Origin of the sequence: Cyclobacterium roseum (assembly GCF_010119225.1) — a bacterium.
Taxonomy (GTDB): Bacteria; Bacteroidota; Bacteroidia; order Cytophagales; family Cyclobacteriaceae; genus Cyclobacterium; species Cyclobacterium roseum.
The window spans coordinates 43,980-66,630 of the sequence record NZ_WNKF01000005.1; the positions used below are offsets into that span (position 1 = coordinate 43,980).

Annotated in this window: 21 protein-coding genes; 11 read left to right on the forward strand and 10 right to left on the reverse strand. The window is 45.3% G+C overall.

Annotated elements, in window-relative coordinates; genetic code table 11:
* Positions 1 to 5: 5 nt before the first annotated feature.
* Positions 6 to 1,322: a cell division protein FtsA gene (ftsA, locus tag GJQ68_RS08840; protein ID WP_162342266.1), complete on the forward strand. Its 1,317-nt coding sequence runs from the start codon at positions 6 to 8 to the stop codon at positions 1,320 to 1,322.
* Positions 1,323 to 1,368: 46 nt separating this feature from the next.
* Complete coding sequence (ftsZ, locus tag GJQ68_RS08845; protein WP_162416949.1) at positions 1,369 to 2,985, forward strand: cell division protein FtsZ; 1,617 nt, start codon at positions 1,369 to 1,371, stop codon at positions 2,983 to 2,985.
* Positions 2,986 to 2,987: 2 nt separating this feature from the next.
* On the opposite strand, the gene GJQ68_RS08850 is transcribed toward ftsZ, so the two are convergent.
* Positions 2,988 to 3,512, reverse strand: coding sequence for an NADPH-dependent FMN reductase (locus GJQ68_RS08850; protein ID WP_162416950.1), 525 nt, complete (start codon positions 3,510 to 3,512; stop codon positions 2,988 to 2,990).
* A gap of 120 nt (positions 3,513 to 3,632) precedes the next feature.
* Between GJQ68_RS08850 and GJQ68_RS08855 the strand changes: the two genes are divergently transcribed.
* Positions 3,633 to 4,478, forward strand: coding sequence for a purine-nucleoside phosphorylase (locus tag GJQ68_RS08855; protein WP_162416951.1), 846 nt, complete (start codon positions 3,633 to 3,635; stop codon positions 4,476 to 4,478).
* 276 nt (positions 4,479 to 4,754) lie between these two features.
* Here the strand turns inward: GJQ68_RS08855 and GJQ68_RS23660 are convergent, their stop codons facing one another.
* The 6 genes from GJQ68_RS23660 to GJQ68_RS08880 form a co-directional block, all read right to left on the reverse strand.
* Positions 4,755 to 4,946, reverse strand: a complete 192-nt coding sequence (locus GJQ68_RS23660; protein WP_162416952.1) for a type II toxin-antitoxin system RelE/ParE family toxin — start codon at positions 4,944 to 4,946, stop codon at positions 4,755 to 4,757.
* Entirely contained in the window at positions 4,934 to 5,113 is a 180-nt protein-coding gene (locus tag GJQ68_RS08865) for a hypothetical protein (protein ID WP_162416953.1), read from the reverse strand. Before GJQ68_RS08865 ends, GJQ68_RS23660 begins: the two co-directional genes overlap by 13 nt.
* A gap of 1,026 nt (positions 5,114 to 6,139) precedes the next feature.
* Positions 6,140 to 7,672, reverse strand: a complete 1,533-nt coding sequence (locus tag GJQ68_RS08870; protein ID WP_162416954.1) for an RNA-binding domain-containing protein — start codon at positions 7,670 to 7,672, stop codon at positions 6,140 to 6,142.
* 292 nt (positions 7,673 to 7,964) lie between these two features.
* A complete protein-coding gene (locus GJQ68_RS23525) occupies positions 7,965 to 8,096 on the reverse strand; it encodes a hypothetical protein (RefSeq protein WP_262888106.1) in 132 nt (43 codons plus the stop codon).
* Positions 8,097 to 8,566: 470 nt separating this feature from the next.
* Positions 8,567 to 9,112 carry an REP-associated tyrosine transposase gene (locus tag GJQ68_RS08875; protein ID WP_162416955.1) on the reverse strand — a complete coding sequence of 182 codons (546 nt, stop codon included), beginning with the start codon at positions 9,110 to 9,112 and terminating at the stop codon, positions 8,567 to 8,569.
* 70 nt (positions 9,113 to 9,182) lie between these two features.
* Positions 9,183 to 9,914, reverse strand: coding sequence for a hypothetical protein (locus GJQ68_RS08880; RefSeq protein WP_162416917.1), 732 nt, complete (start codon positions 9,912 to 9,914; stop codon positions 9,183 to 9,185).
* On the opposite strand from GJQ68_RS08880, the gene GJQ68_RS08885 reads away from it, so the two are divergent.
* The 4 genes from GJQ68_RS08885 (at position 9,819) to GJQ68_RS08900 (ending at position 13,441) form a co-directional block, all read left to right on the forward strand.
* Positions 9,819 to 10,352, forward strand: coding sequence for a purine-nucleoside phosphorylase (locus tag GJQ68_RS08885; RefSeq protein ID WP_162416956.1), 534 nt, complete (start codon positions 9,819 to 9,821; stop codon positions 10,350 to 10,352). The two genes, GJQ68_RS08880 and GJQ68_RS08885, sit on opposite strands and share 96 nt — an antisense overlap.
* Positions 10,353 to 10,454: 102 nt before the next feature.
* On the forward strand, positions 10,455 to 11,120 hold the full coding sequence (locus tag GJQ68_RS08890) for an SDR family oxidoreductase (protein ID WP_162416957.1): 666 nt from the start codon (positions 10,455 to 10,457) through the stop codon (positions 11,118 to 11,120).
* Between the two features lie 78 nt (positions 11,121 to 11,198).
* Positions 11,199 to 12,368, forward strand: coding sequence for an FG-GAP repeat domain-containing protein (locus GJQ68_RS08895; RefSeq protein ID WP_162416958.1), 1,170 nt, complete (start codon positions 11,199 to 11,201; stop codon positions 12,366 to 12,368).
* Positions 12,369 to 12,412: 44 nt separating this feature from the next.
* Positions 12,413 to 13,441, forward strand: coding sequence for a DUF3500 domain-containing protein (locus tag GJQ68_RS08900; RefSeq protein ID WP_162416959.1), 1,029 nt, complete (start codon positions 12,413 to 12,415; stop codon positions 13,439 to 13,441).
* Between the two features lie 84 nt (positions 13,442 to 13,525).
* Here the strand turns inward: GJQ68_RS08900 and GJQ68_RS08905 are convergent, their stop codons facing one another.
* Positions 13,526 to 14,380: a glycoside hydrolase family 16 protein gene (locus GJQ68_RS08905; RefSeq protein WP_162416960.1), complete on the reverse strand. Its 855-nt coding sequence runs from the start codon at positions 14,378 to 14,380 to the stop codon at positions 13,526 to 13,528.
* Between the two features lie 41 nt (positions 14,381 to 14,421).
* Complete coding sequence (locus GJQ68_RS08910; RefSeq protein WP_162416961.1) at positions 14,422 to 15,294, reverse strand: sterol desaturase family protein; 873 nt, start codon at positions 15,292 to 15,294, stop codon at positions 14,422 to 14,424.
* Positions 15,295 to 15,618: 324 nt separating this feature from the next.
* Between GJQ68_RS08910 and GJQ68_RS08915 the strand changes: the two genes are divergently transcribed.
* The 4 genes from GJQ68_RS08915 to GJQ68_RS08930 all read left to right on the forward strand — a co-directional run bounded on the left by GJQ68_RS08915 (position 15,619) and on the right by GJQ68_RS08930 (position 21,689).
* On the forward strand, positions 15,619 to 17,553 hold the full coding sequence (locus GJQ68_RS08915; protein ID WP_162416962.1) for a fumarate reductase/succinate dehydrogenase flavoprotein subunit: 1,935 nt from the start codon (positions 15,619 to 15,621) through the stop codon (positions 17,551 to 17,553).
* Entirely contained in the window at positions 17,553 to 18,281 is a 729-nt protein-coding gene (locus GJQ68_RS08920) for a succinate dehydrogenase/fumarate reductase iron-sulfur subunit (protein ID WP_162416963.1), read from the forward strand. Before GJQ68_RS08915 ends, GJQ68_RS08920 begins: the two co-directional genes overlap by 1 nt.
* Positions 18,282 to 18,291: 10 nt before the next feature.
* Positions 18,292 to 19,824, forward strand: a complete 1,533-nt coding sequence (locus GJQ68_RS08925) for a Ppx/GppA phosphatase family protein (RefSeq protein WP_162416964.1) — start codon at positions 18,292 to 18,294, stop codon at positions 19,822 to 19,824.
* 125 nt (positions 19,825 to 19,949) lie between these two features.
* Positions 19,950 to 21,689 carry a SulP family inorganic anion transporter gene (locus GJQ68_RS08930; protein WP_162416965.1) on the forward strand — a complete coding sequence of 580 codons (1,740 nt, stop codon included), beginning with the start codon at positions 19,950 to 19,952 and terminating at the stop codon, positions 21,687 to 21,689.
* A 193-nt stretch (positions 21,690 to 21,882) separates the two neighbouring features.
* Here GJQ68_RS08930 and GJQ68_RS08935 read toward each other — a convergent pair whose 3' ends face one another.
* Positions 21,883 to 22,482: a superoxide dismutase family protein gene (locus tag GJQ68_RS08935; protein ID WP_235941248.1), complete on the reverse strand. Its 600-nt coding sequence runs from the start codon at positions 22,480 to 22,482 to the stop codon at positions 21,883 to 21,885.
* Positions 22,483 to 22,651: the final 169 nt, after the last annotated feature.

The window sequence follows — 22,651 nt, forward strand, 5'->3', positions numbered from 1 at the left end:
GCGCTATGGAAAACGAAAAACTCATTGTAGGACTGGATATAGGTACGACGAAAATCTGCGCGATTATCGGACGCAAAAACGAATATGGGAAACTGGAGGTTTTAGGTATGGGAAAGGCGGTATCCGATGGCGTGATCCGAGGCATCGTCACGAATATCGACAAAACCGTCAATGCCATCACCAAAGCGGTCAATGAAGCCTCCGAAATGTCGAATGTTGACATTGGAGAGGTGATTGTGGGCATCGCGGGACAACATATCAGAAGCGCAATTCACCATGGTGTCATCATCCGAAATCCCAAAGATGATGAAATCACCGTAGAAGATGTCCGTCGACTGGCCAACGATATGGAAAACATCGTCGTTCCTCCCGGAAACAGCATCATTCACGTAATGCCTCAGGACTATACCGTAGACTATGAAGAAGGTATTCGCGATCCAGTAGGCATGTCCGGGGCCAGGCTGGAAGCCGATTTCCACATCATCACGGCCCAATCAGCAGCGATAAACAACATCGATCGCTGTGTCAAACGGGCCAGCCTTCTATCCAAAGCCCTGATCCTGGAGCCTTTGGCCAGCTCCCTTTCCGTGCTCAGTGATTTAGACAAAGAGGCTGGCGTATGCCTGGTAGATATCGGAGGCGGTACCACCGATGTGGCCATCTTTTACGAAAATATCATCCGGCATACGGCAGTCATTCCCTTTGGTGGCAACATCATCACGGCTGATATCAAGGAGGGCTGCATGGTCATGCAACATCAGGCAGAACTGTTGAAAACCAAATTCGGAAAAGCGATCGCTGAAGAAGCCAATCCCAATGAAATCGTATCCATTCCTGGCTTGCGAAATCGGCCTCCTAAAGAGATCTCCGTTAAAAACCTGGCTTCCATTATTCAAGCCCGTATGGAAGAGATCGTTGAAATGGTACAATCTGAGATTGCCACCAGCGGGGTTTACAAAAAACTGGCCGGGGGAATCGTCCTGACCGGCGGCGGATCGCTGCTGCACGGCGTTGGTCCTTTATTTGAATACTTGACCGGGCTGGATACACGGATAGGCTATCCCAATGAACATTTGGGCAAATCCAAAATAGAGGACGTAAAAAGCCCCATGTATGCCACTACCGTAGGCTTGGTATTGGCGGGCTTCAAAGCCCTGGATGACCGGGAGGATACTTACCGACTGAAGGAAACCAGCGGCAACATGCCAGCCAGAAAAGGCTACCGATCGGACCAAATGGGAAGGGATATCTTTGGTTCCATTACCAAAAAATTAAAAAACTTCATCACCGATGATATCAGCGATGAAAACGAACATTATTAATTAACCATAGCGCAAACACTCGCCCAAGGCGGAAAAAGCATACATCATGAAAGACTATTCATTTGATATTCAAAAAAATCACCGATCGATCATCAAGGTCATTGGTGTAGGAGGAGGTGGTTCCAATGCCGTAAACCACATGTTCAACCAAGGCATAAAAGATGTGGAATTCGTTGTCGTCAATACGGATTCCCAGGCCCTCAAAAGCAGTCCCGTGCCGCTAAAGTTACAAATCGGTGCTCATCTCACCGAGGGACTGGGAGCCGGTGCCAACCCCGAGAAAGGGAAGAATGCGGCTCTGGAAAGCAAAGAAGAGATTCGTAAATTACTGGAAGACAACACCAAAATGGTCTTCATCACCGCCGGGATGGGCGGGGGTACCGGGACGGGTGCGGCTCCTGTAATTGCAAAAATCGCTAAGGACATGGATATCCTTACGGTGGGCATCGTCACCGCTCCTTTTGTATTTGAGGGAAGGAAAAAAACCTTTTCAGCCCAAGCGGGCATCGAATCCCTTCGGGAAAATTGCGACACCGTACTGGTCATTCTCAACGATAAGCTCCGGGAGATTTACGGCAACCTACCCATCCGTCAGGCTTTTGGCAAAGCCGATAATATCCTGAGTACGGCTGCCAAGTCTATCGCAGAAATCATCACCGAAACCCAGGACGTAAACGTCGATTTTGAAGATGTCAAAACCGTCATGAAAGATGCCGGTGCAGCCGTAATGGGTTCTGCCATGGAGGAAGGGGAAGACCGTGCCATCAAAGCCGCAGAGAAAGCCATATCTTCTCCTTTGCTTAACAATGTGGATATCAAAGGAGCCGAAAAAATCCTCCTTTCCATTATGTCCGGGGAAGACGAAGAGCTTTCCATGGATGAATTGGTGGAAATCACCGAATACATTCAGGACCGGGCCGGAGACATGGCGGATGTTATTTTCGGCCAGGGTATCGATCCGGATCTGAAAAAAGCCATTCGGGTGACGGTCATTGCCACTGGATTTGAAACCGATTCTTTAGCTGATAAAAATTTCATGCAGCAAAAGAAAAAGGAAGAGGACCTGTCCAAAAAAGTGATCCATTTAGAGTCTGGCAAAACGTCGAAAGTAGACGAGGAGGCAAGTGCAGGGCAAAATGTGAATTTCACTGTCAAACAACCCCCTCAACCCTCGCCGGAGGAAGAAACCAACGAGGAGCGAAACCCAACCAATGAATCCAATTCCCAGAACGCAGCCCAATCAAAGCCCGCAAAGAAAGAACGGGAAGATGAGGCTGAAGAATTTGAATATGTTTCCCGGGAACCGGCTCCGCAACAAAAAAAGGTATTGACCTTATTTGATACTCCCGAAAAAGCGGGAACCAATGAAAGAGCGAACGAAAAAGAGGAAACCAATATTTATCAAAACGACTATTTTGAGCAAATCAAGGAAAAGGCTCTGAAACGAGCCCATGACCGGTTTGAAAAGTTACGTCAAATGCGTTCAATCAACCAGACTCCGGAAGAGTTTAAGGAAAAACTGGAGGTACCGGCCTACCAAAGGAAAAACATCAAACTTCACGAGGTACAACATAGCTCCGAAAGAAGCCTTTCCAAGTTTAACCTCAATGACGACAACGAGATCATTAGCAATAATCGTTTCTTACACGACAACGTTGATTAAGGTTAAAAATCAATCAGCAATCGGGCCTGCTCTTGTAGCAGGCTGATGTATAATTTATTTGAGAGCTGGCCTTCGGTCATGTTTTCTTCAATTTTGGCCAATTTGATTTTATTAGCCAGCACATGCATTCCCAGGTAATTGAAAATATCGGTCAGGTGGCTTAGCCCAATGCTGCCACCTCCGATACCTGAGGAAATTCCTACCAGGGCGCATTTCTTAGATCTGAAGCTATTTGGATAGGTCATCCCGTCTATAAAAGACTTCAAAATCCCCGGAAAGGAGCCGTTGTATTCCGGGACAATGAAAACGTATTTCTGCCCGCTTTTAACTCGGTTATGAATGTTGTTGTACGCTTTGTTTTTGCCATTGTTCTCATAAAGCGCGGTAAACACAAAATCGTCTGGTAATTCGGTTAGGTTAATAATTTCGCTCTCCGCACCATTCTGATTCAGTATGTCCTGGTATAACTCGGCCATTTTCGCCGAAACAGCGTTCTTCCTGTTGGTGCTTACTATAATTTTGATCATATAGTATTGATTTAAGTTACATAAATACAAACAAGGACCCCATAAAGTTTCCGAATTATTATATTTGGTTGGTAACCGGTTTGGGTTTCCTTCAGTCATTAATTGCTTGTTCCATCCATCATGCGTAAAGAACCAGAAATCACTTACACCGAAAAAATCACCCATGCGGTGAATTTCCTTTCCCCTTTTCTAAACGACAAACCTGAAACCGCAATCATCATTGGGACCGGTCTGGGAAGCCTGGCCAATGATATCGAAATAATAACCGAAATTCCTTACGAGGATATCCCCTATTTTCCGGTTTCTACCGTCACCTCTCACCATGGGAAATTAATAGTCGGGAAATGGGGCACCAAAACCATCCTTGTGATGAAAGGCAGGTTCCATTATTACGAAGGGTATTCCATGAAAGAGGTTACATTTCCCATTCGCATCTTACGACAACTGGGCATTCTCAATCTTCTTATTTCCAATGCTTCCGGCGGATTGAATCCGGCCCAAAAAGTGGGCGACCTGCTCCTTATTGACGACCATATTGACCTGTTTCCGGAAAACCCCCTTCGTGGACCAAATCTGGACGAATTTGGGGACCGGTTTCCGGACATGAGCGCGCCCTACTGTCCCCGATTGATTGAATGGGCCCTGGAGATCGCGCAAGCGAATGGAATCCGGCTGCATCGGGGCACCTATGCAGGCGTGCAGGGGCCCAATCTGGAAACACCGGCCGAGTACCGCTACCTCCGGACCATCGGGGCTGATGCGGTGGGGATGAGCACCGTTCCAGAGGTACTGGTAGCGGTTCATTGCGGAATGAAGGTTTTTGCGCTGTCGGCAATAACCGACTTGGGAACGCCAGGGAATATTAAAAAAATTAACATAGAGGATGTCTTAGGTGCTGCAGCCAAAGCAGAGCCAGGTATGCGGAAAATCCTATCCGGTCTACTGAATCGCCTGTACCCTTCCTGATCGTCTTTCCTGCATTCCCGACCGTCGCCCCCGCCCTTGCAACGTTAAAAAAGCAGCGCTTTTCCTGAGCACTTATTTGGTAAGCCGCTCCCATAGCTAAAAATGGGTTTTCCGCCTAGAAATCACGAATGAATACTGGGCAGTTTATTTGTCAAGGTATGTTTGGTTAGCATGCCTTTTCAATACGAAGCCAGGCCGAGTTCAAAATGGCGGACATTAGTATTTCTATTCTGTCTTCACCTCGAAGTTCATAGATGATTCTGTAATTGCCTTCAATCAATTCCCGAATATTTGTTCATTCTTTTCAGGCACTTTCCTTCCGATCTTCGGCATCTTCTTCAAGATTTCCACTTTATCGAAGAGTTTTGAGACAATAAAAGATGCATATTTTTCAGAAAATTTGTTGCTATATTCTGCAATACTGGTTAAATCATCTATGGCCCGTTCCGCCCATATTATTTTAACCATTTTTCCAATTTCTTTTTAGCTTCTTCCTCCGTATAGAATTGTCCTGCCTGTATTTGGTGTTGGCCTTCTTCAATTTTCTGCAAAATCATTAATCTTTCCATTAATTCATCTACAGAAAACTCCTCAGGCATACCTTGAATAGTTTCTAATAATTGCGTCTTCTTCATGAGTCCTAATCTGTTTCAATCACAATATACGAAATACAACCTTCCTTGTCCATTTTTTTTGATCACCACCAACGTTACGGTCAATAGCGTAGAGATAATATCCCTGGTTCTATCTCATTTGGCTTCCACCATATAATTCCCCTGTCACTTTTTTGCTGCAGAGCCTGTCGCGAGCAGCGAAGCGAATCGGGATCAAAAAAGTAACCAAAAAACCCCGCCGCTGTGCATTTTTTGGCTAAATTCCGGACACCACCCACACAGAGGCAAACTCCTCGGGGTTTTTAAATGACGACGTAAAAGATTTAAATTTCATCCAAACCCCTCGTCAAACATGCCTCTGTTCTTCCCAACGCACTGTCCGGAATTCTTAACGCCAAAACCTGTAATGCGGAAGTTAAATAGGGGAACTGGCGTTAAATAACAAATGAATACTTATTTAATTTATAATTTGTTAAAAAGGGAAAATATTTAAGGAATAAGGAATTGAAGGTAAATTTAAGTCCTTAACCGAGCAGGGTGAAATTTAGAATAAAGTGAATAGGAATTCTTTCGAATTAAATTCCCATTCACCAATTAAAATGAAGACCTATATTAGGCCTTCATCTGCAAAACTGAGGTAGGAAGCATCTGTAAAGATCAAATGATCCAGAACCGGTATTGATTGACCATTTTTTGTCACTATCAATTTCATAAATAATCCAAAAAATTATCCCTATCAAAAATAATTTATCTTCCAAAAATCCCCGAGACCTCCACGGTGTTGAACTCGTGAAGATGAAGTTGAAATTATGAACGGATTTTTCCACATTCAAAAAAACTTCGGTAAAGTTAATTGGGCGTGGATAGATTATTTTCTACAACTTTGGTCCATTCCAGAACTTCGGGATTAGAGATCTTTCACCTAGCTCTCCGAACTTTTCTCCGAACCTCTCTCCGAACTTTTTCACTAATCCCTTCGTACTTTGCCGTTCGTTTCTTCCGAACCAAAGTTTCTTCCTTATTTTGACGGAACCATCCTAAATATATTCATTCGTCCCAGGTTAAGAATACTATCCAAGTACCTTTTTTTGTGGCTCCTTCACGCTCCAAATAGCCTTTTTCACGCATTTTAGCAATGTTCTTCTCTACCGCCCGACTTGATATTCCAATTTCCAGTGCTATCTCAGCAGCTGTAACTTTTGGATTAGCTCTCATGGAAAGCAGGATTTTAAAGGCTGATTCCCCAAGTTCACGTTTAATTTCTTCCGAACTCAGCATGATTTTCTTCCGAACTTTGGTTTTCGATATCCGAACTTTAGTTGAAGTCAAAAATTTGGAATGAATAGGAATAGCGACATGAAAAAATGATCGATCGTCATCTGTTTCAAACACTGCCTTTGGGGAGCCATTCTCCTCCAATGCTTTGATAATGGTGGGTATCCCCGTAGCTTTTCCTTCGGTGAGATCGAGCTCTTTTAGAAAATCACCCAGTCTTCGGTTTCTGTAACGCCTTGGGATTACCTTGCCTTTTTTAAATTCCGTCAACTTGATGCTTCTGTCAGGCCCTCCGTAATTGATGACTCTGATCTTTTCCTGATAAATCCGTATTTCAACCGGTTCCCTTGTTTGATAGTCCCGGTGATATAGTGCATTGGCAATGATTTCTTCCAGGGCCTGGTAGGGGTAATTCCAAACCCTGATGGATTCCGCCTGACCTTTTACCTTGACGGTTTTTTGTTGGAGCACATTAATTTTCAAGTATTCAAGTGTCCTATTGATCATATGATCCACTGGCCCGGATATATGGGGTGCCTCCATAAATTCATCGGCAGCTTCTCCATTTGGGAAATGAACGATTTCAACCCGGCTGTAGGGAAAGTATTTTTCCGGATTTTCCGTAAACATCATCAAGGCCACATTTCGGGGATGCCTTCTTTCCGGTGGCCCGTATAGCAATTGCATCTGGGAAAGCAGCTGCTCTTTGGTTAAAGCATCCATGTTTTCCAGTAGCTTACTACTTACCTTTCTCAGGTAATCCCGAACCAAGGTCAACGAGATTTCATCGAGACTCACCTGGGAATTGGCCCGGTCATCAAAGGGCGTTTTTCCACTCAAAGAAATTAACTCTTCTTTTTGGTTTTTAGATACTTTGATAGAGCTGGATCCATAACGTACGTAATAATGGTACTTTTTGTCTTTGGCCTTTATTTCATCCGGCACTTCATAAGGTCTGTTATCTCCCCCAAAGGCCCAAATGACCAAAATTTTCTTTCCCTGAATTTCTTCAATACTGATTTTGGGGTGATAGGCAGGGTTGATCAGATTATTCAACTGAATCATTTCTTTTTGAATGCCATCAAAATCTTCTTCACTCAACCCTTGTGGGGGAAGAACGGGCCTACCGTTTTCTTCGGCAATACCCACAATAATGTAGCCTCCACCAATATCATCGAAGTCATTGGCAAAAGCACAGATGGAGCGGTAAATGGGTCCGGGGTTCCAGCCTTTCTTGTATTCGATGCGTTCAGATTCTACCGCCCGTCCATTGATAAGATCCAATACATTAATCGGTAAAGCCATATCAATTTCTATTAAAAACTTTTAGTAGTGACATTGGAATACATTGTGTTTACCGTTTAGGATGAGGTTTAGGAAACCTTTGACTAGAAATTAAACTGCTTGCTGGACTGGTAATTTAGAATATTTCCATCAAAACCATTTCCTTCAAATCTCCAAAAATGAAATTAAAAATTTAAATTTATTCTAAAACCTCACCGTCTCACTCAAAGGCTCCGAGACCTCCCCTACTGGTCTTGCTACGTACTGTTGTGTTTGGACTTCGGCATTGTTTCCAATTCCAACCTGGCCAATTCTACCAGTCTTTTATCAGCCAGAACATGGCTTTGTCTACCGGAATGTTGGCGATGGCGGCAATAAGATGGTAGTCCGTCATTGCGGATTTCCCTTGGTTGTAAAGCATCTCGGTGGGTTCTGATATTTTCATAATGTACTTACCGACTATGGCACTGGAGGGCTAAATGAATGATGCGCGGGGGAGTTTTTCACTAAGCACAAGGAGGAACGGAATAAATCATCACAGTCAGTGACCTCCTATTATGCCGTAGTTCCTTGGTAAATCTCAGACTGTCAATTCGGATGCATGTGAAAAAATAGCCCATAACTTCGGTGCGTCATTGGTTTGGTCCAGTGAATCGATCTTTTCCACAAATTTGATGGCGGAAGTAATAAGTCAGCAACAATTATTGGTATGGACCCGGTCCATAGTATTCCAAGGCGCACCTTAGTAACCTTACGGATTCGGTTCCCACTTACTCCATCGCTTAACCATAGTTCATTTTCGAGGTTAGGCAATAGATATCGCAGATCGCTTAGGAACGTATACATCCCCATCTGGGTGTAGTTTGCAACTACACCCTTCTATCCTTTTCAATTTGCAATTGGAAATGGACGTGATTACCAATAATCCACCTCAATCAAACCATCTAGTCCCGCATAATTTCTAGCGCTTGAACACATGTAGTCTTCAGGTTTTTCCACGATTCCCGCCCTTACCGGATTCGCATGAATATAATTCATTCTACTTTCGATCATCTCAGTTCGATAAAGTTCAATGGCATGGTTTTCATGTGTCCAAAATTGCATTTCTCCAGATCTGTTATTATACTTAGCATGATAAGCAAAAATCATCTTCAACCATTCCTTTCTGCTTTCCTGTGGATTTTCCAGTATCATTTTGAGCAATTTCTTGCTTGTAAACTTTTTGAAATCCCGTACCCAGTCTGATAATTTTCCATCTTTTTGTTGAGCAATCAAGTGAAGGTGATTGGTCATGATGACATAACCAAACAAAAAAAGCCCCTTCTCATTTCTACAATAAGTCAGATTTTCCAAGATAAAATCCCTATACATTTTTCTTGAAAACACATCTGCCCATCCAACCACTTGGAAGGTGAAGAAATAGGGCATTTCCTGATCTCTTATCCGGTAAGCTTCGCCCATAATTGAAAATAATTGTTGTAAACTGGAATTACAAATTCCAAGGATAAAAAGGTGTAGTTTCAAACTACACCTAGGTGGGTACCTGACGGACATTGCCCAGGTGGTCTTTTACATGGTATTCGTATTGGTAAGTACACAGTTCATAAGCCACCCTACCCTCTTCATGCATAAGGTAATCCAGTGACCCATCCACATAAACTGTTTCACCGATATAGGCATGGGTTTTGGTCAAGGTCGTATTGGTATATAATTTTTGTGTCAGTTTATTACCCGCTGCATCATAGCCGAATACAATCTTACCTGTGGTCCCTGCAAAGGTAACCGTATCGGGTAGGTTAAGGTGGTTGTAGCTTATGGTATTGATTTGTTTGTCGAGGTTACCGGATAGGCTACCGTTAGCATCATAGGTATAGGCAGTGCCACTCCGTTCTTTAAAGTCCTTGGAAGTGAATGTTGCAGATAAATGTGAATTAAGCACTTGGGATAGTCGGTTGCTGTTGGTCTGATAGGTGTAGGTAAGGTTATCCACCCCACCATAGGTGGATGCGGTCATCTGGTTGCGCCTTACCAATTTGGTGAGGTTTCCGTTTCCATCGATCAGCATCCCATTTACAGTAAACCAATTGGTTTCCCCGGAGGCTGTATAGTTGGCAGTCGTTAATCTGTTAGCATTGTCAGTGGAATTCCGTACCGTTCCGCCAAGCTGATGCTGCGAAAGGCTCTGTATGGCTCGGGCTTTTTCATCGTAGAAAATGGCTGTCGTGTAAAATTCCAAGCAAGAGGAGATATCCTGCTTATTCAAGATCATATTGATTTATTCCCGGAAAACCCCCTTCGTGGACCCAACCTGGGGCAATTCGGTGACAGGTTTCCGGATATGAGTCAGGCCTACTTTCCAACGTTTATCGAATGGGCGTTAGAAATTGCCCGGGAAAAAGCCATTCCCATTCACCAAGGAGTGTATGTCGGTGTACAGGGACCCAATCTGGAAACCCCTGCAGAATACCGCTACCTTCGGATCATTGGGGCTGATGCGGTGGGGATGAGTACTGTTCCGGAAGTGCAGGTAGCCGTTCATTCCGGTATGAGGGTTTTTGCCCTGTCGGCAATAACCGACCTGGGAACCCCTGGAAATATTAAAAAAATTAAGTTAGAGGATGTGTTACGCGCTGCAGCCAAAGCAGAACCGGCCATGCGCGAAATCATACAGGAGATTTTGAATAAACTTTACCCATCCTGATTTCTGAAGGATGGGACAGGAAAATCACCAGGAGATTTGAAGCCCTGCCATACTTGGAACAATTTTTGGTCAAAATTTGGAAAACAAATAACTACTGAAGATATGGAAAAAGTATTGATTATTGGAGCCAATGGCTCGACTGGACGCTTGATAGCAAAAAGGTTGGTCTCTCACCCCAGCTATTCTCCGGTCGCGATGATACGGGATAGCTCCCAAAAAGACTATTTTGAAAATATAGGTGTAAAAACCGTTTTGGGAGATTTGGAAAAGGATTTTAGTGAAGCGTTTAAAGGTATTGACAGGGTTATTTTTGCTGCCGGTTCCGGATCGAAAACCGGGAAAGATAAAACCCAGTTGGTGGACAAAATCGGTGCGATCAAAAGCGTAGACCTGGCGATTCAGCAGCAAGTAAAAAAATTCGTAATGTTAAGCTCCAGAGGGGCTGAAAATGCCGAAAAAGCTGATGAGTCCATGCAGCACTACTTACTGGCAAAAAAAGAAGCGGACGAATATTTGAAATCTTCTTCCCTGCCCTTTGCCATCGTTCGCCCGGGAAAACTAACGAACGGCCCCTACACCGGAAAAATAAAGGTTTCGTCAGTGTTTAATGAAAAAGGAGAGATTTCCAGAGAGGATGTGGCTGCGGTTTTGGTACACATGCTGGACCCTGCCATCGACGGCCGACAAATCTTTGAAATTCTTGGAGGGAAAGTGGATATTCCCGAAGCAATAAAATTGTATCAGAAATCCGGTCAGCCAGTAATTTAATCTTCTTACCATCAAACAGGTAGCCATTTATCAATTTTTTGGTTAAATTTATTCAAACATAAACCCAAACCAAACAGCATGATACATTGGCTCTTCACCCTGGCAGTAATAAGTGCCTTCAATAACGATCCAAATCCCTCCTTTGAAACCCAGGTACTGGACGAACAAGTCGAAATAGGCTATGGCCTGGCCATCGGGGATGTAGACGGAGATGGCAAACCGGATATTTTATTGGCGGATAAAAAGCAATTCGTCTGGTATAGAAACGGAGACTGGAAGCGGTTTGTCATGGTGGAGAACCTTACCCAACGGGATAATGTATGCATTGCAGCCAGAGACATCAATGGAGACGGGCAGGTGGAGGTGGCTGTGGGTGCCCAATGGAACCCCGGCGAAACCAGCGATGAAAGCCAATCCGGATCGGTACATTACCTGATCCGCCCTGAAGATCCCACTCAAAAGTGGGAACCAGTGAAACTTCCCCATGAACCGACGGTACACCGCATGCGCTGGATAAAGGCCAAAGACGGCCTGTTCCACTTGATTATGCTACCCCTTCATGGTCGTGGAAACTCCGGTGGTGAAGGCGCAGGAGTAAAGGTAATCGGCTACGAAATGCAAGATACGAAAGGAAGGGACTGGAGCCATTGGGTAATCGACCAATCCATGCACATCACCCACAACCTGGAGATTGTACCCCATGAAAATCAGGGAGAATCCTTATACATCGGAGGTAAAGAAGGAGTGAAAGCATTTCGTTTTTCGAACGATCAATGGGAAATTCATCCCAACGGTGCCTGGTTGGTCAATGATCATGGTTTCGGAGAAATCCGTGTGGGAAAAACGGCTTCGGGAGACCGGTTCCTGACAGGGGTTGAACCCTTTCACGGGCCAACGCTCACTGCCTACCTTCCGAAGGGAAATACCTTCTCCCGAGAAAACCTGAATCGGCAGGTGCTGACCGCTGATATGAATCAAGGGCACGGCCTGGCTACTGGCGATTTATTGGAGCAGGGAAAAGACCAGATTGTCATCGGATGGAGGGAACCCAACGATTCAGGAGAAATGGGTATAAAGCTATTTTACACTTTAGCTGATAATTCCTGGCGAGAACACTGGGTGGATAAAAACGGGATGGCTTGTGAAGATCTGAAAGTAGCCGACCTCAATGGGGATGGAAAACCGGACATCATTGCCTCCGGGAGAGCTACCCGTAACCTTAAAATTTACTGGAATACCAGCGACTGATTGGAAATAATCCTCTACTCTTACCATTAGTTAACCCAACCCTGATGAATAACCTACTAAAAATCTCCCTTTTTCTGTTTGCCCTCTTGGGGTCTGCCTTGCAAAGTACTGCCCAGAATCTGGCCCCGCTAGCCAAGCAATTTATCGAAAGCCTGGATGCCGATCTTAAAAAGCAAGCCTGTTTTCCCTTTGACCATACCGAACGATTCAATTGGCATTTTGTCCCCAGAGAACGAAAAGGGCCTACTTTTCACGATTTTAATGAGCAACAGAAAGCAGCAGCACTGACGCTGATGCGGGCATCCCTGGGTGAACCGGGAATAGAAAGAACAGAGGCCATTTTTGCGCTTGAAAATATACTTCGGGAGGTAGAAAACCGGCCTCCCGATGACGCCTACCGGGATCCGTTAAATTACCATTTCAGCGTTTTTGGAGATCCCGGAGGGGCAAAGGAATGGGGCTGGCGCCTGGAAGGCCATCATCTGTCGCTTAATTTTTCCTCTGACAGGCAAACGCTTGTCTCGTCCACACCTTCCTTTATGGGCTCCAATCCGGCGTTGGTGCTCTCTGGCCCGGAAAAGAATCGACAGGTATTGGCAAACGAAACCAACATGGGATTTGCCATGGTACATTCCCTGGATGAAACGCAAAAAAGCACTGCTGTTTTTTCGGAAAAAGTCCCTTATGATATCCTCACATCCAATGATCGCCGGGCCTCCCTTTTGCAGCCTTTGGGCATCCCCTATTCCGCACTAAACCCAGACCAGCAGCAACTATTTCAGGAACTGGTGACGCTTTACCTTTCCAGATTTACACCCGCTTACCAGGGACTGTTACAGGATCGGATCCAAGAGCAAGGTTGGGCGGATTTCGCATTTGCCTGGGCAGGAAGTGAAATCAATGCGGTAGGAGAGCCTCATTACTACCGAATACAAGGCGCAGATTTGCTGATCGAATACGATAACATTCAGAATGATGCCAATCACGTACATACCGTCGTCCGGGACCTTCAAAATGACTTTGGGGGCGATTTGTTATTAAGCCACTACCAAAAAAATCACCTCAGTCAATAAAAGGCCAAACACGCAAAATTATAGCTACCGGAAAATACCTTCCAGGTTCATTTTGGTGAACACTTATGTAACCTGAAATACGATTTATTCTTTCTGATATACCCTTACATAATCCACCTGATAGGTAACTGGAAAGGCCGTGGACTCCGGATTCCCCCCATTACTACCAATAGCTAGATTTAGCAATAAATAATGTGGCTGGTGAAAAGGGTTCGTTCCATCCGGATTTACCGCGGTCGTAAGATCGACCTCATTGATCAACGCGTCATCCAGGTAAATTTTCAGGTATTCGGCCGTCCAGTCCAACCTCCAGATATGAAATTTATCAGGCCATTCCGGATCTTGTTTTAAAAGGTCAGATAGTGGAATTTTGGCTTCATCCCAAGCAGCCCGCTTTTCCGGATGGGCCCAGGCTGCATTGGCCAGGATAGTGGGTTCTCCATCTGCCAGGTAATATTCCATCACGTCGATTTCTCCGTTTGCCGGCCAGGGTCCTTCCACGCCCAGGGTCCAGATAGCTGGCCAAAGTCCGGAGGCTGTATCTATTTTTGCCCTTACTTCCATAAGTCCGTACTGAAAGGAAAACTTTCCCCGGGTATGAATACTGGAAGAGGTGTATTGCGCATAAGGCCGGTTCTTTTTCCAGTCCCGACTTCCTTCTTCAAAACCCGGGTTTCTTACCCGCTCCCGTCTTCCCTCGATAAGTAACAAACCCTTTTCCAAACGGGCATTATCAGGCTGGTACCACTGTAGCTCCTCATTCCGTTCAAAACCATGTTCAAACGACCAAAAGCGGTGATCCGGTACGCTTTCTCCTGTAAAATCATCTGCCCAAACGAGTCGATATCCCGGCTTTTCCGGAGCTTCTGCCCCAATCTGAGCTTTTAGGTCGCCTAGGATAAGAAAAAGTGCTGTGCTACTAATCAATAGGTATTTCATCCGAACATAAGGTTAGACAGGCTGAAAGATAGCCAAAAAAATCACCTTTTTTTCTTGTAGGGATAGGTAATTTGTTCCCAAAATGTTTTTGGGAATTTTTCCATACCATCAAAGCCTAAGGGGATATCCCTTCCCTCGTGAGGTATGTATGCGGTGCCAAATAAATAATCCCAAATACTTAAGGTCAGTCCGTAATTAACCCCATAAGATCCTTTTGGAAGGGTTTTGGCATGATGCCAGATGTGCATAATGGGGTTATTTAGCAAGTATTTCAAAGGTCCATAGGTTACTCGGAGGTTGGCATGATTTAGATGGCCAATGGCCGTGGTGAAAATATGCACCAGAAAGAACTCTGTCAAGCCAAACCCAATCATGGCCAGGGGAATGTACTGGACACTTTTATAGAGAATGGTTTCCATCCAGTGAAACCTCAGGTGGGCTGCAAATCCCATTTGCTCTACGGAATGGTGTACTTTGTGAAATTCCCAAAGTGCTGGAACCCGATGCAACATGCGGTGAACGTTCCATTGAATGAAATCAGCCACGATGAATAACAAGCCAAATTGTGCCCACCTCGGCCAGGAGCTGACCTCAATAGCTACCAGGTTGGTAATCCCAAATAAGCCAAGAAAATCGTTGAAAGCCTCCACGGCCACATTGGAAATGGCATTGTAGGCAATCAACGAAAAAAGGAAAAAGTTGAAAAACATGTAAAAGCCATCCAGCCAGAAATCTTTCCGCAGTGCCGGTTGACTTTTTCTCCAGGGAAAAACCAGCTCCAGCAGCCACACTGCCAGGGAAAGACCTACCAACCACCAGAAATAATTATTCCAGGAAGGATACATGATTTCATCCAATAAGTAGGTGAAATATCCATAGTAAGCATCGGCTATTATTTTAATGTATTTTTCCATTTTTACTGCTTATCATAACAACGTTTTGTTTTGTCAAGTTTGAAACCTTTCCTTCAGCAGCAGAAAAAACTCGCTTCACAAAACAGTAAACCGCAAGGGAATCCAAGCTTCGCATACATAAACTCAAACATACCAAGAGGAGTTTATTTTTTAGAAAACTTGGATTTAATTATACAAGGTAAAATTAGTAAGGAAAATTCGTTTAATCTGTGACAGGAGTTACAGTAGCCGGAGCGTCACTAAATGCATTCGCCTGGCACTTACATTGGGAACAATGGATATAATTTAGTATTATTAACCTATTACAGCCGTAAATAAATTTTCATGTATTTCAGCACAGACACCGCAACGACCCCATTACCTAAAATTCCGGAAGGAGACTTAAAGGATAAATGGAGTAATTTCAAAACCCAGGCACGTTTGGTAAGCCCCAATAACCGGAAAAACTACCGGATTTTGGTGGTAGGCACCGGACTTTCCGGAGCTTCGGCAGCCGCTTCGCTGGCGGAACTTGGTTACCAGGTAACTACTTTTTGTTTTCAGGATTCCCCCAGAAGGGCCCATTCGGTAGCGGCCCAGGGTGGTGTAAATGCCATGAAAAATTACAAAAACGACGGTGACAGTGTTTTCAGGATGTTTTACGATACCTTGAAAGGTGGGGATTTTCGAGCCCGGGAAGCAAATGTCTATCGCCTGGCCGAATGCTCTGCCTCGCTCATTGACCAGGCAGTAGCACAGGGAGTGCCTTTTGCCAGGGAATACAGTGGGTATCTCAGCAACCGATCCTTTGGGGGAGTGCAGGTTAGCCGGACGTTCTACGCCAGAGGACAGACCGGACAGCAATTACTCCTGGGAGCCTATCAGGCCATGATGCGTCAGGTTCACTTGGGCAAGGTTACTTGTTACAGCCGGCACGAGATGTTGGATTTGGTGACGGAAAATGGTACCGCCAAAGGAATTTTGGTAAGAAATCTGGATACGGGAGAGATCAGCCGGCATGCGGCTCATGCAGTGGTGTTGGCCACCGGCGGTTTTGGGAAAATTTATTATTTGTCTACCCTGGCCATGGGTTGTAATGGATCGGCTATTTGGCGTGCCCATAAAAAAGGAGCCTGGGCTTCCTGCCCCAGTTGGACGCAGATCCATCCAACCTGCCTGCCTCAATCCGGAAATCATCAGTCCAAACTCACGCTCATGTCCGAATCCCTCCGAAACGATGGGAGGATTTGGACCCCGCGGGTTAAAAATGAAGATCGAAAACCCGTGGATATTCCCGAAGAAGACCGGGATTATTACCTGGAGCGAAGATATCCTTCTTTCGGAAACCTGGCTCCACGAGATATTGCATCCAGGGCTGCCAAGGAGCGCATTGATGCTGGCCATGGGGTGGGCCCGTTAAAAAATGCCGTTTTCCTGGATTTCAAGGATGCCATTGCCAATCAGGGAAAAGAGACCATAGTAAAAAAATACGGCAACCTTTTCAGCATGTACGAAAAAATAACCGGTATTAATGCCTACGAGCAGCCCATGATGATTTCGCCTGCGGCCCATTTTTCCATGGGGGGTCTTTGGGTAGACTATGAGCTCAGTTCCAGCATTTCCGGTTTGTATGTTATCGGAGAAGCTAATTTTTCAGACCACGGAGCCAATCGTCTTGGCGCCAATTCCCTGCTTCAGGCTTGTGTGGATGGTTACTACATTTTACCGCAAACCCTGCCCCATTACCTGGCACAGCTAGTAAAAAGTGAAAAACCGGAAACGAATACCCCTGCCTTCGAAGAAAGTGAAAACAAGGTGAGAAAGCAACTCAGTGAACTATGCCAAATAAACGGCAGCAAAACAGTGGATCACTTTCACCGGGAACTGGGGAAAATTCTCTACGACAAATGCGGGCTTTCCCGGACCGAAAAGGGCCTTACGGCCGCAATCGAAGCCATCCGCAGCCTTAGGCAGGAATTTTACCAGAATTTAAAAATTCCTCCTAACCAAAACGGTATCAACGAAGAACTGGAAAAAGCGGGCCGGGTGGCTGATTACCTGGAAATTGGCGAACTAATGTGTATTGATGCATTGAGCAGGCAAGAATCCTGTGGGGCCCATTTCAGGGAAGAGTTCCAGACCCCGGATGGGGAAGCAAAGCGAAATGATCGGGAATATGCCTTTATATCCTGCTGGAAACCTGGGAATCCAAATCCGGTCCTTATCAAAGAACCGCTACATTTTGAGTTTACAGAACCCACTGAAAGAAGCTACAAATAATGAAGTTTAAATTAAAAATCTGGAGACAGGAAAGCCCATCCGCCGAGGGGAAATTGGTTGATTATGAGGTAAAAGACATCTCGGCAGACACATCCTTTCTGGAAATGTTGGATCAATTAAACGAAACGTTAATTCTCAGAGGAGAAAATCCGGTTTCTTTTGACTATGATTGCCGGGAAGGAATCTGTGGGCAATGCAGCCTATTTATTAACGGAAGAGCGCACGGACCCCTGGACCAAACCAGCACCTGCCAATTGCACATGCGTTCCTTCAAAGACGGGCAGACGATCTATATAGAACCTTTCCGCGCATCCGCTTTCCCTATTAAAAAAGACCTTCGTATCGACCGGCAGGCACTGGACAAAATCATTGCCTCCGGCGGATACATTTCGGTATCAACCGGCCAAGCTCCGGAAGCCAATCAAACCCGCATCAGCAGTGACGAGGTGGAAAGTGCCTTTGATGCGGCTTCCTGCATTGGATGTGGTGCTTGTGTCGCCTCCTGCAAAAACGGAAGTGCCGCCCTGTTCACCGCTGCAAAAATCAGCCACTTGTTTCAATTGCCTCAGGGGAAAATCGAGCACAAAAAACGAACGCAAAACATGGTAAAAGCCATGGACCAGCTCGGCTTTGGCGCCTGTAGCAATACCGGTGCCTGTGAGGTGGAGTGCCCGCAAGGAATCTCTATTCGCCACATAGCCCTGATGAACAAGGAATATTGGAAATAACCAGGAACAAATGAATCTGGCAGCAATAGATATTGGCACCAACAGCATTCACATGATCATCGTGAAGCTGCAACCCGAAAGTCGTTTTGATATTTTAATGCAGGAAAAAAGCATGGTCAAATTGGGAGCAGGCGTTTTTGCAAATAACGAACTCAGCCCTGAAGCCCTGGATACCGGCGTGGAAACCATCAAAAGGTACGTGCAACTGGCTGATCAATACGGCGTGGATGATATCATTGTAAACGCAACCAGTGCCAGCCGTGAGGCCAAAAACGGCAGGGAATTTCTAGACAGACTAATCCATGAGGCCGGTATTTCTCCCAGATTGATTTCGGGAAAGGAGGAGTCACGCCTGATCTTTAAGGCCGTAAAAAAAGCGATCTCCATCAAAAAAGAAAAAGTACTGGTACTGGATATCGGGGGAGGGAGTACGGAGGCTGTCGTGGGCGATGAAAATCAGGTGTATTTTGGAAACTCCATGAAACTAGGGGTGCTCCGTTTGCTAGACAGGGTGGGACATCAGGATCCCTTGTCTAAAAAAGAGCAAGAGGCATTAAACCTCCACATACGACAGGCAGCTTCAAAAATAATGGGAAAGGCATTGGAAACCGGTTTTGATAAAGTCGTGGGCACCTCCGGTACCATCCGATCGCTGGCAGAAGCCTGCCTGGAAAAAAGCCAGAACCCTTCGCCGGAAAGTGTCAACGCAGAAGAAATCCACCTAAATGACCTGATCAAACTCCGGGACAAATTATCGACCGCCAGTCCAGAAGCCCGTGCCGCCATTCCCGGCATCAGTTCCAATCGGTCAGATGCGATTCACCTGGGAGCGATTTTGCTGGTAGCATTGCTCGAACTGGCAAAAACCGATAAAATCACCATTTCAGATGCCTCCCTTCGGGAAGGCATGATCCTGCAATACATCGAAAAACACAAGCTGCAAATTGGCGAAGAAAACCAGGGGAAAAACCTGAAAGAAAAAAGCTGCTTCTGGCTAGCCAACCGCTATGAAACGGAGCTGGATGCCAAAAAACACATTTCAGGTTTGGCCCTGCAGCTCTTTGACCAGCTCAAGCACCTGCATCAGGCTGGGGATATGGAACGGAGTCTTCTTTACCATGCCTCTCTTATTTTTGATGTGGGACTTTACGTAAAATTCCAGGATTACCACAAACATTCCCGATACCTTATCAACAACAGCCAGCTCCGGGGGTTTACCAACGAAGAAGTGTTGCTTTTGGGCCACCTGGCAAGATACCATCGAAAAAAAGGCCCTAAAAAGAAACACAAAAAGTTTAAAAAACTAACCTCTTCACACCGTAGACAAGTCAAGCTGCTGGCTGGAATATTAAGGATTGCGATAGGACTGGATAAGACCAAAAACCAATGGGTGCAAACCGTCTATTGCCTTCCGGAGGCCTCCAAAATCCAGATACAGGTTTTTGCAGAAGAAAATATTGCCCTCGAACTATGGGAGGCCCAGCGGTTTTCGGATACCCTGAGCAGCTATCTGAAAAAGGACATTATATTGGTACCTGGCTGACGGCATTGCTGCTTGTGATAAAGATCACTTATTTTAAAAAGGATTTGAGTCAAATTTGTGGCTCTTAGATTCTATTGCACAAAAAATGCAATTCCAGTAATAGAAGTATACAAAAGAAGACTCCAATGGAAATAAAAAAATATCTACCCTTTTTGCAATGGCTTCCTCATTACGATAAAACGTATTTTAAGGGGGATTTATCTGCCGGCATCACAGTTGGAATTATGCTAATCCCACAGGGAATGGCTTACGCCATGTTGGCGGGGCTGGAACCTATTCACGGTTTGTATGCGGTCACCATTCCGCTGCTATTATACGCAATTTTTGGTAGTTCCCGCCAACTGGCAGTAGGACCTGTAGCCATGGTCTCCCTGTTGACTGCCGCGGGCATCAGCAGCCTGGGCCCTGCATCTCCCGCCGAATATTTATTGTATGCGCTGACCCTGGCTTTTTTGGTGGGATTGATTCAGTTTTCCATGGGAGCCCTTAGGTTGGGGTTTGTTGTCAATTTTCTTTCCCACCCCGTTATCAACGGCTTTACCTCAGCAGCAGCGATTATCATTGGACTGAGTCAAATAAAGCACCTCTTTAAAATTAACCTTCCCAACAGTGAACACATTCAGGAGATGCTACTGGCCATTTACCAAAATATAGGAGACATCCATTGGCTTACCTTTGGTATTGGAATGCTGGGAATTGTGATTATCAAGTTTGGTAAAAAAATTCATCCGTCCCTTCCTGCTCCATTAATCGCAGTGGTAGTAGGAATTTTGCTGGTTTGGGGATTTGGATTAACGCAAAGCGGTATCAGAATCGTGGGAGATGTTCCCAGTGGTTTACCTGGCTTTTCCATGCCCTCTTTTGATATCAATGGCTGGTCTACCCTGCTCCCCATAGCACTCACCATCTCCCTGGTTGGTTTTGCGGAAAGTTTTGCCGTGGCAAAAACCATTCAAGCAAAACACAAAAATTACCGGCTGGATGCCAATCAGGAGCTAATGGCCTTGGGAGTGGCCAATTTTGGTGCTTCCTTCTTCCAGGGATACCCCGTTACCGGTGGTTTTTCCAGAACGGCCGTTAACAACCAGGCGGGCGCAAAAACGACCATGGCTTCCGTGATCAGTGCCTTGCTGATCCTCTTGACGCTGTTGTTTTTTACCGGTTTATTTTATTACCTACCCAGTGCCATTTTAGCGGCAGTGGTGCTGGTAGCTGTAGCAGGTCTAATCGACCTCAAAGAACCTGTCAACCTCTGGAAAAAAGATAAAACGGATTTTGCCATGCTAATCGCTACCTTTCTGATTACCCTCACCATGGGTATTGAGACGGGCATTATTGCGGGCATGGTGCTTTCCCTTTTGGTAGTCATTTACCGAGCCTCCCGGCCTCATATGGCCCAACTAGGCCGCGTGCCCGGCACCAAGATCTATCGGAATATCAGGAGGTTTTCTGATCTGGAGATTAACCAGAACCTGTTGATTGTCCGAATCGATGGCCCCATTTATTTTGCTAACGTTGAATACATTCGAGACAAAATGGGCCAATGGCTAATCGAAAGAAATCAACAAACCAAAATGATCATATTCAACATGGAAAGTGTCACCAGCATGGACAGTACCGGAGCACATGCGCTTTACGAATGGATCCAAGATTGGCGGGCCGAAAAAATAGATGTGTGCATCACCGGAACAAAAGGCCCCATTCGGGACGTGCTGAACAAATGGAACCTCATTGAATGCGTTGGCGCAGACCATATGTTTATAGACGACCATTCGGCTACGGCCTATTTTGAAAAAACGCTGGACAGCAAAAACAGAGAACACCTGGCCCCCTATGCCTTGCAAAGTAATATCGAAAAGAAATGAGGTGCGGTTAAAAGTAGTTGGTGGTAACGGTTTGAGTTAAAAAAAAATAAATCCCGATGGACGTTCCACCGGGATTTATTTTTTTGGTTTGACGAAGACAATTTATGAGGTGATAGACACGCTCTAAAATAACGGTCCTTATCGTTAAACCAAACGCTCTTCTTTTTTAGTAGGATTTTTATATCATTTGGGATTAACTCCCAGCCTGAATCACACCACAAGCAACTCTGGCCCCTGCGGCTCCGGAAGGTTGAGATGTAAAGTCATCGGCATCGGCATGGATAATAACCGCCTTATTAACGATGTCCGAACCGGAACCATCACCGATGGTCCATCCTTCCACTTCCATTTCAAGCGTACCGACACCATCGTCTCCGACTACCATATTGTCAATATCTCCACTGTGGTATCCCTCTTCACCTCTTTTGCCATGAGGATCTCCCGTAGGATTCCAGTGCCCTCCGGCAGAAGTAGCATCCGCTGCACTGCAATCGCCATTCTCATGAAGGTGCAGGGCATGTTCTCCTGGACTCAGGTTTTCCACATCCATTACGAGACGAACCTTGCCATTTTCCAGACTCGTAAAGGTGGCGGTACCGGTGACATTGCTACCACTGGCCCCGGACAGGATGGCGACGGCGGATTTGGTCTCCATCTCAGTAGCCATCATATCCCCCCTACCCATTTCGTCTTCCATAGTTGTTTCTTCTCCGGAATTATTGTTCCCTGAGCCACAGGCAAAGGCAAAACTGGCAATTCCTATAACGAATAAATAATTTACGCTTTTCATCATGATCCTTTTATTTTGATTAATTAATGGACAAGGTTAAATACAGAAAAAAATGTGCCAATTGTTACTATAACCAAATTTACTTAAAATTGATTGGGGTGGCGGCTTGAAATTTTCAATGCCCGGCTCAGATAAAAGGAATCAATAGCCAAATTGAAGTAGTTCACTACAT

Coding starts and splice junctions, on each gene's coding strand:
- ftsA (WP_162342266.1), top strand. CDS start 6: ATGGAAAACGAAAAACTCATTGTAGGACTGGATATAGGTACGACGAAA.
- ftsZ (WP_162416949.1), top strand. CDS start 1,369: ATGAAAGACTATTCATTTGATATTCAAAAAAATCACCGATCGATCATC.
- GJQ68_RS08850 (WP_162416950.1), bottom strand. CDS start 3,512: ATGATCAAAATTATAGTAAGCACCAACAGGAAGAACGCTGTTTCGGCG.
- GJQ68_RS08855 (WP_162416951.1), top strand. CDS start 3,633: ATGCGTAAAGAACCAGAAATCACTTACACCGAAAAAATCACCCATGCG.
- GJQ68_RS23660 (WP_162416952.1), bottom strand. CDS start 4,946: ATGGTTAAAATAATATGGGCGGAACGGGCCATAGATGATTTAACCAGT.
- GJQ68_RS08865 (WP_162416953.1), bottom strand. CDS start 5,113: ATGAAGAAGACGCAATTATTAGAAACTATTCAAGGTATGCCTGAGGAG.
- GJQ68_RS08870 (WP_162416954.1), bottom strand. CDS start 7,672: ATGGCTTTACCGATTAATGTATTGGATCTTATCAATGGACGGGCGGTA.
- GJQ68_RS23525 (WP_262888106.1), bottom strand. CDS start 8,096: ATGAAAATATCAGAACCCACCGAGATGCTTTACAACCAAGGGAAATCC.
- GJQ68_RS08875 (WP_162416955.1), bottom strand. CDS start 9,112: ATGGGCGAAGCTTACCGGATAAGAGATCAGGAAATGCCCTATTTCTTC.
- GJQ68_RS08885 (WP_162416956.1), top strand. CDS start 9,819: ATGCTGCGAAAGGCTCTGTATGGCTCGGGCTTTTTCATCGTAGAAAAT.
- GJQ68_RS08890 (WP_162416957.1), top strand. CDS start 10,455: ATGGAAAAAGTATTGATTATTGGAGCCAATGGCTCGACTGGACGCTTG.
- GJQ68_RS08895 (WP_162416958.1), top strand. CDS start 11,199: ATGATACATTGGCTCTTCACCCTGGCAGTAATAAGTGCCTTCAATAAC.
- GJQ68_RS08900 (WP_162416959.1), top strand. CDS start 12,413: ATGAATAACCTACTAAAAATCTCCCTTTTTCTGTTTGCCCTCTTGGGG.
- GJQ68_RS08905 (WP_162416960.1), bottom strand. CDS start 14,380: ATGAAATACCTATTGATTAGTAGCACAGCACTTTTTCTTATCCTAGGC.
- GJQ68_RS08910 (WP_162416961.1), bottom strand. CDS start 15,294: ATGGAAAAATACATTAAAATAATAGCCGATGCTTACTATGGATATTTC.
- GJQ68_RS08915 (WP_162416962.1), top strand. CDS start 15,619: ATGTATTTCAGCACAGACACCGCAACGACCCCATTACCTAAAATTCCG.
- GJQ68_RS08920 (WP_162416963.1), top strand. CDS start 17,553: ATGAAGTTTAAATTAAAAATCTGGAGACAGGAAAGCCCATCCGCCGAG.
- GJQ68_RS08925 (WP_162416964.1), top strand. CDS start 18,292: ATGAATCTGGCAGCAATAGATATTGGCACCAACAGCATTCACATGATC.
- GJQ68_RS08930 (WP_162416965.1), top strand. CDS start 19,950: ATGGAAATAAAAAAATATCTACCCTTTTTGCAATGGCTTCCTCATTAC.
- GJQ68_RS08935 (WP_235941248.1), bottom strand. CDS start 22,482: ATGATGAAAAGCGTAAATTATTTATTCGTTATAGGAATTGCCAGTTTT.